This window comes from Acinetobacter sp. 1124_18A (genome assembly GCF_052824995.1).
This window is the reverse complement of record NZ_VTDF01000005.1, coordinates 184,467-197,539: the sequence shown is the minus strand read 5'-3', so window position 1 is coordinate 197,539 and position 13,073 is coordinate 184,467. Positions and strand designations below refer to the sequence as shown.

The following is a 13,073-nucleotide window of genomic DNA, read 5'->3' as shown; positions in this document are numbered from 1 at the left end:
CATTGACCTCTTTTTAGACAAATAGATTAACTTTGATATTTAAACTGTAAAATCGTCACCTAAGTAGACTTTACGAACTTGCTCGTTATCCAGAATTTCTTGTGGTGTGCCTTCTGCAATTACGGCTCCTTCACTCACAATATATGCACGTTCACAGATTGCGAGAGTTTCACGTACGTTATGGTCAGTAATGAGTACACCGATACCACGATCTTTCAGAGTCTGGATAATATCTTTAATATCTCCAACCGAGATTGGGTCAACGCCGGCAAATGGTTCATCCAGTAACATAAATTTAGGGTCAGCAGCCAATGCACGTGCAATTTCAGCACGGCGGCGTTCACCACCAGACACACTCATTCCCAATGAATCTTTAATATGACTAATTTTAAAGTCATTTAATAATTCAGTCAGACGTTGCTGGCGTTGTTGCTTATTCAAGTCCTTACGTGTTTCTAAAATGGACATAATATTTTCAGCAATCGTCAGCTTTCTAAAAATAGAAGCCTCTTGCGGAAGATATCCAATACCCTTACGTGCCCGTTCATGCATTGCCAAATCGGACATATCAAGATCATCAAGGTGAATTTCACCTTTGTCCATACGCACTAGCCCTACAACCATATAGAAGCTTGTTGTTTTTCCAGCACCGTTAGGGCCAAGCAAACCAACAATCTGTCCACTTTGCATACTAAAAGATACGTCTTTGACGACCCAACGCTTACTATAGTTTTTTCCTAAGTGCTTAATACACAAAGTTTGGGGTTGTTGAAGAGCTTGCTGCATTAGTCACGCGCTCCTGGAAAGGTTTTTGAACTTGATGGTGGAATAATAATTTGCACACGATTTGACGATGAGCCTTGAGCTTCAACATCACCTTTGTTCATACTATATTTCAAAGAGTTACCACGAATACTAGAACCATCTTGATATAAATATGCACCACCATTCAATGTAATAATGCCTGAATCTGCATTATAAACAATGTTCTGGCCTTCACCACGTGCCACGCCCTTATCAGCACTTACTTGTTGCTGAAACTTAGCCGGTCTACCCTTAGCCGTAATGGTTTGGATTTCACGCTTAGAGTTTAGCGTAGCAACAATTGAATCGGCTTGAAGCTTCATCGTGCCTTGCTCAATCACGACATTGCCAGTGTAAGTCGTCAAACCAGTTTTTTCGTTATATGTTGCACGGTCTGCCACGAGTGAAATTTGTTGACTACGGTCAGACGGCAATGCAAAAGTCGAAGCTGATGATAAAGCAACGAATGTAATGACCGCAGCTTGTTTTAGGAAAGCTGAAGAACGTTTTAAATTAAGACTTTGGTGCATACTTTCCTCGAATATTAAAAAATTCGTACTGACCGTTATTCAAATTGGCTTTTAATCCTTTGCTGACAAAATTGCCCTGTGGAGATTGAACAAGCACTTGATGATTCGTTTCAATTTCTCTGGTTTTTGGATATCCAGTTAACTCATCGGTCTGGAATTCAATTTTCCCTTGTGGAGCAAGTTTAGTTGCTACCACATCACCCGATAATATAACTTTACGGTTATCATCATAGCCATTTGCCTGTTTTGCAAAGAACGTCGCATCAACTTTGCCATCTTTATACATAGAGGCATTAAGTTGGTCCAACTTTGATGTTTTTTGTTGCATATCCTGTTCAAGCTGACGAACTTCAGCACGAATATACAAATTGCCTTGATCATCAGTTTGAGTCAAATGGACGCCCTGCGCCGAATATGTCATATTCTTCGCCGAACCAATGTCTAGTTTTTTTGCTTTGCCACTATAGTAGTAATAACCACCACTTATAGCAGCAATAACTACAGCAACAATAGATAAAACTCTGGTATCCATGAGCAGGAATAGCCTACCTTTTTAAGTAATCTTATTATTAATGCGGTACTGCAAGATATTTTTCAAGAAGTTCTTGGTAAATGCCTTTTGCGATCAGTAACATATCACAGACTTCACGTACAGCACCACGCCCGCCCATTGACTGGGTAACTAAATGCGCACGGCGACGCACTTCTTCATGACCATTTGGCACAGTCACACTCATTCCTGCTATTGCAAAAGCAGATAAATCAGGCCAGTCATCGCCCATATACAAGCAATCGGAAGGCAGAATATTAAACTGTGCACAAGCTTCGCGTAGCGCAGAACCTTTGTCTTCACGGCCTTGAAAAACGAGATCTACGCCTAAATCAGACATACGTTTTTCAACGATATTACTTTTTCGACCTGTAATAATGATGACTTTCATGCCTGCTTGCTGCACAAGTTTCATGCCTAAACCATCACGAATATCGAATGATTTAATCTCATCGCCACTATTGGTTAAAGTTACAAAGCCATCACTCAAAATACCATCCACATCCAGAACCAATGCCTGTAAGTGACGTGCTTGTTCTAACAATGCATAAGATGCCATTGATTAATTTACCCCTGCCTGAATAAGGTCATGCATACTAATTACACCAATCACTTTATTTTGGTCATCTACCACAACAAATTGACTAATTTTTTTCAGGTTAAGCTGTTGTAGAGCTTCTACCGCACGTGCTTCTTGAGAAATAGTTGACGGTTTTTTTGTCATAACTTCAGAAACAGGTAAATTCACATCGAAACCTTGCTGTTTATCAATTAAACGACGCAAGTCACCATCGGTGAAAATGCCAAGCAAATGTTCTTGTTCATCAACAATGGTCGTCAAGCCTAAACGTTTATTAGAAATTTCGTAAAGCACTTGGTTCATTGGCGTATCTGGTGAAACTTTTGGCAATTCATCGCCTGTATGCATAAGGTGTTTTACATGTAAAAGTAAACGCTTACCCAAAGCTCCAGCAGGATGCGAACGAGCAAAATCATCTGCAGTAAAACCACGCGCTTCAAGTAAAGCAACAGCCAGCGCATCACCCAATACTAAGGTCGCTGTTGTGCTCGATGTCGGAGCCAAACCTAGTGGGCACGCTTCATCAGACTCGCCTAACGTTAAAGCGATGTCGGCATTTTGAGGCATTGGGCCTTTATCAGTACGGCTAATGGTAATAAGAGGTACACCAAGATGTTTGATGAGTGGCATCAACATCATGATTTCATCACTTTTTCCAGAATTGGAAATCGCAATTAAAACGTCACCGCGAACCAGCATACCCAAATCGCCATGCCCAGCTTCGCCCGGATGCATAAAGAAAGATGGTGTACCAGTTGAGGCAAAAGTCGCAGCCATTTTACGACCAATATGCCCTGACTTCCCCATGCCAGTAATCACAACACGGCCTTTACACTGTAACAATATTTCACAAGCCTGATTAAAACTGTCATTAATTTGTGTTGCTAAGACGTCTATGGCTTGCTGCTCAATACGCAAGGTTGCTAATGCGCTGCTTTGAAAATCTGTAGGGTTGGGCATACGAGTTTGACTCAAAATAATTGATCTGATCTCTTGTGAAGATCGGTGATTTTAATCAAAAGATTTGGGGGCATTCTAACATAACTCAATCATCTACACGTTTTTAAATGTATAGGATTTAATTAAACATGGAGAAAAAACTGGTTCTTATTTCAACTTATTTAAAGAACACTTACCAAAGAATCTTTTTTCCCCCATATTTATTACCAATCTATCTGAATATGCCGAATTTCTTTATCTGTATACGCAATAACATTTGCCTGACCCGATTTCCCTGACAAAGACATGCTCGAAACGTAATATTGAAAATTGGAACCAAGTTGTTGCCGAGCTAATTCTTTAGCCTTCTGTTCTGACTCTTTGCCTACAATAGTAAGCATTCCCAGCATAAATATCAAAAAAACAGAACCAAAGAAATAAGCTGAACTCTTTGTAGTTGCATACCCTGCTTCAGTAAATAATTCCAGCACTTCTGGAGTCGAAAGTTGACGATAGATCCATATAAGTAAAGAGAAAAATATCACTACAATAAAAAATGTAATTAGCGCAGATAATATATTGAGTTTAATTTGTATTTTTAATAAATCGAAAGGCATGATCAATATCATCCCAATAGCTCCTCCCACCAATATAATAGAGAAGAATAAACTGAACCATCTTGTTAATCGTGCAGTCTTTATACTACCTTTTAGAAGGAGAACTCCCACAATTACAGCAAATATATTAAATGATGATGAGTAACTAATCTTACTTATTATCGAGTAGATCATAAAAATAATATCTAGAACACCTATTGTAAGGAGCGCAATACCAGCTTTTTTAAAAGGGTTACTTACATGATTCATATAAATTTTCTTATTCATTAAAAACTTTCAGCATGTTCACCTATAACGAATCATTTTTCAAATAACGATACTTATCTCAGCATCTTTTTTACTGATAACTTTATGAAATATGGTGTATACGTTATGATGGATAACGATTTTTTTAGAGTGTTTGAAAACCCTTATGCAACCGTTTGTTTTATATAACTCTGAGCAACGAAAAAAAGTTGAATTTGTACCTCGCAAAGAAGGTCACATCGATATGTACGTCTGCGGTATGACCGTTTACGATTACTGTCATATCGGGCATGCTCGAGTTATGGTTGCATTTGACTACATTATTCGTTTCTTACGTAGCCAAGGCTGGAATGTTCGCTATATTCGCAACATTACCGACATTGACGACAAAATTATTAAACGCGCGAATGAAAATGGTGAAACCATTCAGCAGCTTACTACTCGTTTCATTGATGCAATGAACGAAGATGCAGCCAATTTAGGCTGTGCTGCACCCGATGAAGCACCTAAAGCAACTGAATATATTGATCAGATGCAAAATATGATTGGCAATCTGGTGAATAAAGGCTCTGCTTACCCTGCTTCAAACGGCGATGTTTATTTTGAAGTCACCAAATTTGAAAAATATGGTCGCCTCTCTGGTCGTAAGCTTGATGATATGCAAGCTGGTGCGAGTGAGCGTGTCGACGTAGAAGTTGAAAAGAAACATCCGTTTGACTTTGTACTTTGGAAACATGCCAAAGAAAATGAACCATCATGGGCGTCACCTTGGGGCAATGGCCGTCCGGGTTGGCACATTGAATGTTCTGCAATGTCGACTTGCTGCCTAGGTAACCACTTTGATATTCATGGCGGTGGTTCAGATTTAATGTTCCCTCACCATGAAAATGAAATTGCGCAAAGTGAAGCATCAACTGGTGAACAATATGTGAACTACTGGATGCATGTTGGCTTCATTAATGTTGATGGTGAAAAGATGTCTAAGTCTTTAGGCAACTTCTTTACTATTCGTGATGTGATGGAAAAATTCCACCCTGAAGTGATTCGCTACTTTATTGTGTCTTCACATTATCGTAGTCCTGTGAACTTCTCTGATGTGGCATTGAAAGAAGCAAAAACTTCTTTAACTCGCTTCTATCATTCATTTAAAGCCTATCAACAAGTGTACGGTCAAACGACAACTGAAACGCTTGATCAAAGCTTTATTGAACGCTTTAACAATGCAATGTGTGATGACTTCAACACTGCCGAAGCTATGGCGGTATTGTTTGAACTTAACAAAGAATTGAACCGTGCTGTAAAAGAAGAGCAAGCTGACCAAGCAACTGTGCTTTATTCAACGTTACGTCACCTCACCAACATTTTAGGTTTGGTACAACACAATGTAGATGATTTCTTAAAATCAGATATTGGACAAGAAGCGCTTGCTTTGTCTGATGCTGAAATTGAAGATTTTATTCAACAACGTGTTGATGCGAAAAAAGCAAAAGACTTTGCTAAAGCAGACGGTATTCGTCAGTCTTTACTCGACCAAGGTGTTGTATTAGAAGACACTCGCCAAGGTACAGTTTGGCGTCGTGCTGATTAAATGTTCAATTAAATCACAAGAGTGTTGACACTTTAGTGAAACACTCTATAATGTGCTCACATTGCGGGAATAGCTCAGTTGGTAGAGCATAACCTTGCCAAGGTTGGGGTCGCGAGTTCGAGTCTCGTTTCCCGCTCCAAAATTTAAAAACCACTTAATTCGAAAGAATTAGGTGGTTTTTTTATTGTCTCGTGGTTAGCTTTGACTAGTTAAAATTCGTATTAAAAGAGCTTCATATGCGTGTCGGTACGCCACCCTCTTTGCTTGGCAAAATTTCATCTATCAATCTCAGTATGATATGAGTCTTATAGAATTCATTAATAGATAAAAATATTGGACTACAGCAGAATTTGTTCCAACTGTAATAAAATTAAAAAATAATTATAACCAAGCTTTAAATTTAACAAAAATAGTTATAATTTAAGTATTGTTTAAGAATAGATATTTTCAGATTTTAGACAAGGTGTTAAAATATACACAAATTCTGACTTTCAAATAAGGGATTTAAAAAACAGATAATTTGGTTATCGTTGCACAAAACTGGAAAACAGAAAGAACTTTCAAGAAATAAATTATTGAAAGCAATGGCATGTATTTAGAACCGTTAAACCCCAAATAGCATGAGAAAATCATCGGATTCCGTGAAGGATGAAAACTAGTGGGGCTATATAGAGATGTTTAATTTAACTTAGGGGTAAATCTATGGATTTTATTAATGAACATTTGAATGCAATTTTAACTTTTATTGCAGGATTATTATCTGGTATTACAGTAACTATTACAGCTCAAAAAACGATATTTAATAGAAATAGGAATACTGTAAACCAGAGCAATAATAAAGTTAAAAGTAAAGGTCCTGTGAAATTTACAGGTGGCGATGATAATAGTACAAAGTAAATTATGTATTCTTCCGTCAATCAAAACGAAAATCAAATAACCGCAGAACATGTTAAGCTTATTGCTGGTGATGATAAAAGTACAGTTAACAACTTAAATCTTTCACCAAGCAGCACGACAAGAACAATTGCACAAATGTATCAGCGGATACTTGAGAATTCAGATAATTTTCTTGATGATGAAACTTATCAAGAGACAAAAAATAGCCTTTTCCGTTATTTAACCCCAAAATCAGCAATGATAACATTGGAGGAAAAGTTAAAAGAGGCTGATAGAGAAGAACTTACTGAAGATGCTTTAGAATTAAAGGAAGCAACTAATAAATTTATTACTATGTATGAGGCATCTAGTTCAGGTCAGTATATTTTAGTACATATCCTTTCTACTATCGCAACAAAGCATAAGGCTTATGTTATTCCAGCGATCAAAACAGGAAAGCCAAGAGATGTGATTGATGCCATAATTGACAGTATGGTTATTGGCAATGCATTAAGTATTATAGATGGTACAGGTAAGTCTATAACTAGTGAAAGAATGTATGGTTTAATGTATTACTTAGCTGGTAACTGCCATATTAAATGGACAATTTAAAATGTTAATTTATAGTCCTGCATTTGACGTATCACATTGCGTCTTTAGAATGCTATATATATTAAATATTCTTGATGAAACAAAAACTATAGAGATTGAAAAATTTCAAATTATTGATTTTTACCTAGTATACCCTGCTTGCATTAAAGACTTTAAATTCCCAGTAGACCATATAGAAATAAAAAGTTTTTTTAAAGATATAAAGAAAGAGTATAGAAATCCAATTAATAGTAATGAAACTTTTAAAAAAATAAATATACTTCAAAAGAGAGCCTTAATGAATATTATCTCTCAAGGATTTATTGATATTGATTTTTTTAAAAAGGGTTACATTAAGAGAACCAATAAAAAATTTAATTCTGATTTAAAAGTACAACTTTCAAATTTCACATTTTATGGCGATCAAAAACTTCCATTAATTCTTATACTTACTTTACTAGATATTAATTTGAATGGTGAAAAGGGTTTGAAAGCAAGATCAGGGCTATTGGAATATCGATATGAAAATTCTTGAACCAACAATTGAAATAGTGAATCTATTAATACGACAAGATAATAATGTTGTATTTTTAGGTAATTTTAAAGCAGGTCTAAATGTTATCACTGGTTCAAACTCCTCTGGAAAAACAACTATTTTAGATCTTATTGCTTATACTTTAGGTATGGAAGATGTACCATTAAAAAAAGAAGCTCTGAGTTGTGATGAAAGTTATTTAGAATTAAAAATTAACGGCTCTACAATTCTATTAAAGAGAGAAATTTCAGATGTATCTAGAAGACCAATTTCTATAGCATATGAAAAGCTAGATATAAATAAAATTGAAGAATATAAATGGAATTTATTCCAGATGAATAGATCAGAAAAGATTAGTTATTCTCAAATTTTTTTCAACTTAATGGATAATAAAGAAACAAATCTAGAAGCTTCATCAGATCTAACAGTACATCAAATATTACGATGTATATATGCTGCTCAGCCATTTATTCACTCTCCTATACTTACCACATCACTTTTTGATGATGCACTTACTAGAAAAACAATAGGCGAATATTTATTAGGTTTTTATAACAATGATCTTTATATTAAAGAGGTAACTCTAAAAGAAAAAGTTAAAGAAAAATCAAAAACAGCTACTGAATTGAATTTTTTAAAAAATATTTTTAAAAAGTCTATTTTTACATTTTCAAATAAAACGGCTGCTGAGAAAAGAATTTTAAAATTAGAGGAACAATTATTAAAATATAAAGAGGAATTAGTCAACAAGAGAAAAACTCCTAAAAAAATTGAAAATGAAAATTTAAAAACTATCGAGAAAATAAATAAAGATTTAAATACTTTAGTAACAAAAAAAAGACAGCTTGAAAATGAGAAAAATCAATTATCTATAAGTGCGTTAGACTCACAGTTTTTTATCAATGAGTTAATAGACAGACTGGATAGATTAGATGAGTCCGAGTTTATACAAAATGTTTCAAAAGTTAATTTTGAATTCTGTCCTTCATGTTTGTCCAAATTGGAACATTCACCAACAACTTCATGTAATTTATGTAAATGTGTTAGTGAAAATGAAGATGAAACAGATACAAGTCCTCTCTTGAGAATGAAAAATGAGTTACTCATCCAAATTGATGAATCAAAAAAAATTAATATTAATAGAGAAAAAAAGATTAATGAGATTATCATCAACATTAATACTATTAATGGCGATATAAACTCATTATCTCATAAACTTAATTCCTTAACTGAACATTGGACTGATCAAGAGAAACTCAATATTTCAAATTTATCAATCTCGATTGGGCAGATAGATAATGAAATTAAAGAGATAAATAAGATTTTACCATTGTATGAAGAAACTAAATATCTTGAAGACAAAATTGAAGATTTAACTTCCGACATTTCAATACTTGAGTCAGAAATTAAAGATCTAGAAGAGGAAAGTCATCAACAAAAAATTAAAACAATGAAACAGTTAAATAATAATTTAGCTAATTTATTAAAACAAGATACGCCTAGGGAAAAAGAATTTATAAACCCTACTCATATTAATATTAGCTTTAGAGATAATCAAATTTTTATTAATAATAAAAATAAGTTTAGTGAAAGTTCAATGGTTATCCTTCGTCAAATGTTTCATTTAGCTTTATTACAAACTGCTGATCAAATTGAAACTATGAGATTTCCACGCTTTCTTATATTGGATGGAATTGATGATGGTGGTATTGAACCTGAACGAAATATCAACTTACAAAAGGTGATTAAAGAAACTGTGGATTCTTTCAAAAATAAAAGTCAAATAATATTAGCCACCTCAGTTACACATTTAAATGAAGAGCTAAAACCATTTATTTATAATCGCATCTTTACTGCTGAATCAAAATCACTAAATTTACAATAAAGTGATTATATCTATCAAAAATTAACTTTTTAATAATACTTATTTTGTAGATAATAAAGCACCCTGACTTTCGAGCTTCTGGGTGCTTTGTATAACTACAAGATAAGTAAGAATCAAAATCCTATTTTCCAAAACCCAGCTAGCTATTTCCAACTAACACCCTCAAATATTTTTAGCCAATTCTTTTGCCAAACATTGTTCATGCCATGTAGTTTGAAAATTTTCGACAGCTTTTGACTTAATGAGAGGGTCTTCAAACAGCTTTGAAGAATATGCAGATTTGATAAGCTCTTGATAAAGTTGTTTGGCTTGTTGCTCTTCAAGATGATCGGCGATGTCGTGTAACTCTTTAGCTGGCACTTCATGTTGTCTTGCATCCATCACCCCACTCGCTGCTTTCTTCACAGTTTCACAGTAATGAAGTTCCATGGCTTCCGATGCTGCATAACATTGAATTGAAATCGCGCTTATAAAGAGGAATATAAATCTCATAATCTCACCTTAATTTGACGCGCAAGGGTACCAACTAATCTGCCCAAATTTAAGTTAAAAAAGGTTATTTTTGTTTTCTCTTCTTTTATTTCACCTTTTGCACTTGAGTATTAAAAGCTCTCAGCACTGTACCATCTGCCGCGACTGGCGCCATAAATGGAATTTGCTGACCTGTAGTTTTATCAATTAACAGAGAGTGTCGCTCGCCACTTTCAAATAGGTTTTGCTCACCCCATTGTCGTAAAGCCACAACAACTGGAAACAAACTCTCCCCTTTAGCGGTCAATACATATTCTTGATAAGCCGTGCCATCCGAAGCATCTTGCATTTCAAGAACACCTGCATCCACTAATTTTTTTAGTCGATCAGAAAGAATATTTCGCGCAACACCTAAGCTCCGCTGAAAATCTCCAAAACGGCGCATTCCATCAAAAGCATCACGCACAATGAGCAGTGACCATCGGTCCCCTATCAGATTGACGCAACGTGCAACAGGACAAGGTTCATCTTTTAACAATGTAGAGTTCGTCATCGAGTTTCCTTACCAATAATCAGTAATAAGTTATCTAGTTGCATTTTAAAACTAGTAGACTTAATATTCAACTAGTTGCATTTTAAAACCAGATTAAATGGATTTAGACCATGAAAGCTTCTCTTGCATCTTCAAATTCACAAACAGAAAGCGATAAACCGCTTTCAAACATGCCTCGTGGTGTAATTTTGCTGTTTGCTATTGCAAGTGGTGCAAGCGTAGCAAATGTCTATTATGCGCAGCCTTTGCTCGACATATTAGCTAAGGACTTTAACGTTAGTCATGCTGCCATTGGTGGTGTAGTGACAGCCACTCAAATAGGTTGTGCCCTTGCCCTCGTGTTTTTAGTGCCGTTGGGTGATCTTGTAAATCGGCGTCGCTTAATGGCTATTCAGTTATTAACTTTGATCTCGGCATTACTCGTGGTTGCCTTTGCTCATTCTACAATTGTTCTTTTAGCAGGCATGCTTGCAGTGGGTTTCCTCGGCACAGCCATGACTCAAGGGCTTATCGCTTATGCTGCGAGTGCTGCTCTCCCACATGAGCAAGGACATGTGGTTGGCACTGCACAAAGTGGTGTATTCATTGGTTTACTGCTTGCCCGTGTATTTTCAGGGGGAATTAGCGATTTAGCGGGATGGCGTGGCGTCTACTTTTGTGCAGCCATCATCATGCTCATGATTGCATTGCCACTTTGGAAACGTTTGCCTCATTTAGAAATTCAACCCATTACTATGCGCTACCCGCAACTTTTAGCATCGATGTTAAACTTGCTGCACCAAGAAAAAGTGCTACAGGTGCGCGGTGTTTTAGCTTTACTCATGTTCGCTGCATTCAATATTTTTTGGAGTGCATTGGTACTACCGTTGAGTGAGCCGCCTTATAGTTTTTCGCATACTATTATTGGGTCTTTTGGTCTTGTTGGAGTCGTGGGTGCCCTGGCTGCCGCACGTGCGGGTTATTGGGCCGATCGCGGATATGCTCAGCGCACAAGCTTAGCAGCACTTGTAATATTACTGCTTGCTTGGGGTCCACTCTCACTCATGGCTTACTCACTGTGGGCACTCGTGATTGGCATCGTATTACTAGACTTGGGCGGACAAGCCTTACATGTGACCAACCAGAGTATGATTTTTCGCACTCGTCCAGAAGCGCATAGCCGGCTTGTTGGTCTATACATGCTCTTTTATGCAATCGGTAGTGGAATAGGTGCAATCAGTACAACCGCCACTTACGCCTATGCGGGGTGGTTTGGCGTGTGTGCACTCGGTGCAGGTGTTAGCCTTTTGGCATTATTATTTTGGTGGATAACACGTAAAGTCTCTTAAAAACGCCTACTCTTTAAATAAAAAAACCACATCACTCAAGAGAATCATGTGGTTTTTAATGAGCCGTTAATTTAATGAGACGACTGAGCTGCTTTAGGTTTAAAGACCACTAAACAGACAACAATAAAAGCTAATAAAACAAAAGATGCACTAAATCTGCTTAACTCTAATCCGCCATGTGCGATAGGTTTATCAAGAAAATCTCCCAATACTGCACCTAAAGGTCTGGTCAGAACGAAGGCCAACCAAAATAATAAGGTTCTTGAGATTTTGGTATAAAAATAGCAGATTGCTAACACCAATAATAAAGTACCAAAAATTAAAGCGGCACTAGTATATCCTAAGCCTTGAGTATCAGCAGTCCAATCTCCTAAAGCTGTCCCTAATGTTTGAGAAAACATGATGGTTAACCAATAGAAAGCTTCACTTTTTGCAGATTGAACACTTTTTACTGAAATTGTGCCGCAGCTTAAATACCAAACAAACAGTGATACGCCTAATAAAATAAGTAATATTAAGCTTCCTCCTGCATAGCCCACACCTAAGGTTCGATCAACGAAATCGGCAATTGTCGTACCTAACGTGGTAGTGGCGATGATCGTCGCCCAGTAGAAAAATGAATTATAGTTTTTAGCTTTAATTTGTAGTCCGACAAATACTGCAAAGATCACAGCAAAAATTGCAGTGCTGATCACATATCCCAAATTTAGGGACATAGACAGTGCATCTCCAGCAGTTTCACCTAGCGTTGTAGCTGCAATTTTAATAATCCAGAATAATAATGTGACTTCTGGAACCTTACTCAAGGTTTTAGATAAATTCTCATGACTCATCATTGTATGTTCTCCCAACATACATATTCATTAGCTCCTATCTAAATATTTATGCCTTAAGATAAAATTAAGGTTAAAAATAAATTACAAATATCTTTTTCCAAAGAAAATTACACGACATATCTTGTCCCAAAATTCAGATGAAAA

General features: G+C 36.2%; 15 protein-coding genes and 1 tRNA gene. 7 read left to right on the top strand and 9 right to left on the bottom strand.

Features of this window, described 5'->3' with window-relative positions; genetic code table 11:
- Positions 1-39: 39 nt before the first annotated feature.
- The 6 genes from lptB to FY048_RS12270 form a co-directional block, all read right to left on the bottom strand.
- Positions 40-786 carry an LPS export ABC transporter ATP-binding protein gene (gene lptB / locus FY048_RS12295; protein ID WP_003650837.1) on the bottom strand — a complete coding sequence of 249 codons (747 nt, stop codon included), beginning with the start codon at positions 784-786 and terminating at the stop codon, positions 40-42.
- A complete protein-coding gene (lptA, locus tag FY048_RS12290; RefSeq protein WP_446091323.1) occupies positions 786-1,334 on the bottom strand; it encodes a lipopolysaccharide transport periplasmic protein LptA in 549 nt (182 codons plus the stop codon). The genes lptB and lptA overlap by 1 nt, the downstream gene beginning before the upstream one ends.
- Positions 1,318-1,866, bottom strand: a complete 549-nt coding sequence (lptC, locus tag FY048_RS12285; protein WP_446091322.1) for an LPS export ABC transporter periplasmic protein LptC — start codon at positions 1,864-1,866, stop codon at positions 1,318-1,320. The genes lptA and lptC overlap by 17 nt, the downstream gene beginning before the upstream one ends.
- 37 nt (positions 1,867-1,903) lie before the next feature.
- The gene (locus FY048_RS12280; RefSeq protein ID WP_004793423.1) at positions 1,904-2,443 is read right to left on the bottom strand and encodes a KdsC family phosphatase; all 540 of its coding nucleotides are present in this window, start codon (positions 2,441-2,443) and stop codon (positions 1,904-1,906) included.
- Between the two features lie 3 nt (positions 2,444-2,446).
- Complete coding sequence (locus FY048_RS12275) at positions 2,447-3,424, bottom strand: KpsF/GutQ family sugar-phosphate isomerase (RefSeq protein ID WP_446091321.1); 978 nt, start codon at positions 3,422-3,424, stop codon at positions 2,447-2,449.
- Positions 3,425-3,627: 203 nt separating this feature from the next.
- Positions 3,628-4,269 (bottom strand): hypothetical protein, encoded by a 642-nt coding sequence (locus FY048_RS12270; RefSeq protein ID WP_446091320.1) that lies wholly within the window; start codon positions 4,267-4,269, stop codon positions 3,628-3,630.
- Positions 4,270-4,432: 163 nt separating this feature from the next.
- On the opposite strand from FY048_RS12270, the gene cysS reads away from it, so the two are divergent.
- From cysS to FY048_RS12240, 6 genes are all read left to right on the top strand, one after another.
- Positions 4,433-5,854, top strand: a complete 1,422-nt coding sequence (gene cysS, locus FY048_RS12265) for a cysteine--tRNA ligase (protein ID WP_419295948.1) — start codon at positions 4,433-4,435, stop codon at positions 5,852-5,854.
- 63 nt (positions 5,855-5,917) lie between these two features.
- Positions 5,918-5,993: transfer RNA gene (locus tag FY048_RS12260), tRNA-Gly, on the top strand.
- A gap of 563 nt (positions 5,994-6,556) precedes the next feature.
- The gene (locus FY048_RS12255; protein ID WP_446091319.1) at positions 6,557-6,751 is read left to right on the top strand and encodes a hypothetical protein; all 195 of its coding nucleotides are present in this window, start codon (positions 6,557-6,559) and stop codon (positions 6,749-6,751) included.
- A gap of 3 nt (positions 6,752-6,754) precedes the next feature.
- The gene (locus tag FY048_RS12250; protein ID WP_446091318.1) at positions 6,755-7,342 is read left to right on the top strand and encodes an ABC-three component system protein; all 588 of its coding nucleotides are present in this window, start codon (positions 6,755-6,757) and stop codon (positions 7,340-7,342) included.
- A 1-nt stretch (position 7,343) separates the two neighbouring features.
- Positions 7,344-7,856, top strand: a complete 513-nt coding sequence (locus FY048_RS12245) for an ABC-three component system middle component 5 (RefSeq protein ID WP_446091317.1) — start codon at positions 7,344-7,346, stop codon at positions 7,854-7,856.
- Positions 7,843-9,741: an AAA family ATPase gene (locus FY048_RS12240; protein ID WP_446091316.1), complete on the top strand. Its 1,899-nt coding sequence runs from the start codon at positions 7,843-7,845 to the stop codon at positions 9,739-9,741. The genes FY048_RS12245 and FY048_RS12240 overlap by 14 nt, the downstream gene beginning before the upstream one ends.
- A gap of 162 nt (positions 9,742-9,903) precedes the next feature.
- Here FY048_RS12240 and FY048_RS12235 read toward each other — a convergent pair whose 3' ends face one another.
- Complete coding sequence (locus FY048_RS12235; RefSeq protein ID WP_004793524.1) at positions 9,904-10,233, bottom strand: hypothetical protein; 330 nt, start codon at positions 10,231-10,233, stop codon at positions 9,904-9,906.
- An 85-nt stretch (positions 10,234-10,318) separates the two neighbouring features.
- Complete coding sequence (locus FY048_RS12230; protein WP_130174032.1) at positions 10,319-10,765, bottom strand: winged helix-turn-helix transcriptional regulator; 447 nt, start codon at positions 10,763-10,765, stop codon at positions 10,319-10,321.
- Between the two features lie 110 nt (positions 10,766-10,875).
- Between FY048_RS12230 and FY048_RS12225 the strand changes: the two genes are divergently transcribed.
- Positions 10,876-12,093, top strand: coding sequence for an MFS transporter (locus tag FY048_RS12225; RefSeq protein ID WP_446091315.1), 1,218 nt, complete (start codon positions 10,876-10,878; stop codon positions 12,091-12,093).
- A gap of 71 nt (positions 12,094-12,164) precedes the next feature.
- On the opposite strand, the gene FY048_RS12220 is transcribed toward FY048_RS12225, so the two are convergent.
- Complete coding sequence (locus tag FY048_RS12220) at positions 12,165-12,929, bottom strand: COG4705 family protein (protein WP_446091314.1); 765 nt, start codon at positions 12,927-12,929, stop codon at positions 12,165-12,167.
- Between the last annotated feature and the right edge of the window lie 144 nt (positions 12,930-13,073).

Excerpts from the sequence above, each read along its gene's own strand:
- lptB (WP_003650837.1), bottom strand. The coding sequence starts at position 786 with ATGCAGCAAGCTCTTCAACAACCCCAAACTTTGTGTATTAAGCACTTA.
- lptA (WP_446091323.1), bottom strand. The coding sequence starts at position 1,334 with ATGCACCAAAGTCTTAATTTAAAACGTTCTTCAGCTTTCCTAAAACAA.
- lptC (WP_446091322.1), bottom strand. The coding sequence starts at position 1,866 with ATGGATACCAGAGTTTTATCTATTGTTGCTGTAGTTATTGCTGCTATA.
- FY048_RS12280 (WP_004793423.1), bottom strand. The coding sequence starts at position 2,443 with ATGGCATCTTATGCATTGTTAGAACAAGCACGTCACTTACAGGCATTG.
- FY048_RS12275 (WP_446091321.1), bottom strand. The coding sequence starts at position 3,424 with ATGCCCAACCCTACAGATTTTCAAAGCAGCGCATTAGCAACCTTGCGT.
- FY048_RS12270 (WP_446091320.1), bottom strand. The coding sequence starts at position 4,269 with ATGAATCATGTAAGTAACCCTTTTAAAAAAGCTGGTATTGCGCTCCTT.
- cysS (WP_419295948.1), top strand. The coding sequence starts at position 4,433 with ATGCAACCGTTTGTTTTATATAACTCTGAGCAACGAAAAAAAGTTGAA.
- FY048_RS12255 (WP_446091319.1), top strand. The coding sequence starts at position 6,557 with ATGGATTTTATTAATGAACATTTGAATGCAATTTTAACTTTTATTGCA.
- FY048_RS12250 (WP_446091318.1), top strand. The coding sequence starts at position 6,755 with ATGTATTCTTCCGTCAATCAAAACGAAAATCAAATAACCGCAGAACAT.
- FY048_RS12245 (WP_446091317.1), top strand. The coding sequence starts at position 7,344 with ATGTTAATTTATAGTCCTGCATTTGACGTATCACATTGCGTCTTTAGA.
- FY048_RS12240 (WP_446091316.1), top strand. The coding sequence starts at position 7,843 with ATGAAAATTCTTGAACCAACAATTGAAATAGTGAATCTATTAATACGA.
- FY048_RS12235 (WP_004793524.1), bottom strand. The coding sequence starts at position 10,233 with ATGAGATTTATATTCCTCTTTATAAGCGCGATTTCAATTCAATGTTAT.
- FY048_RS12230 (WP_130174032.1), bottom strand. The coding sequence starts at position 10,765 with ATGACGAACTCTACATTGTTAAAAGATGAACCTTGTCCTGTTGCACGT.
- FY048_RS12225 (WP_446091315.1), top strand. The coding sequence starts at position 10,876 with ATGAAAGCTTCTCTTGCATCTTCAAATTCACAAACAGAAAGCGATAAA.
- FY048_RS12220 (WP_446091314.1), bottom strand. The coding sequence starts at position 12,929 with ATGATGAGTCATGAGAATTTATCTAAAACCTTGAGTAAGGTTCCAGAA.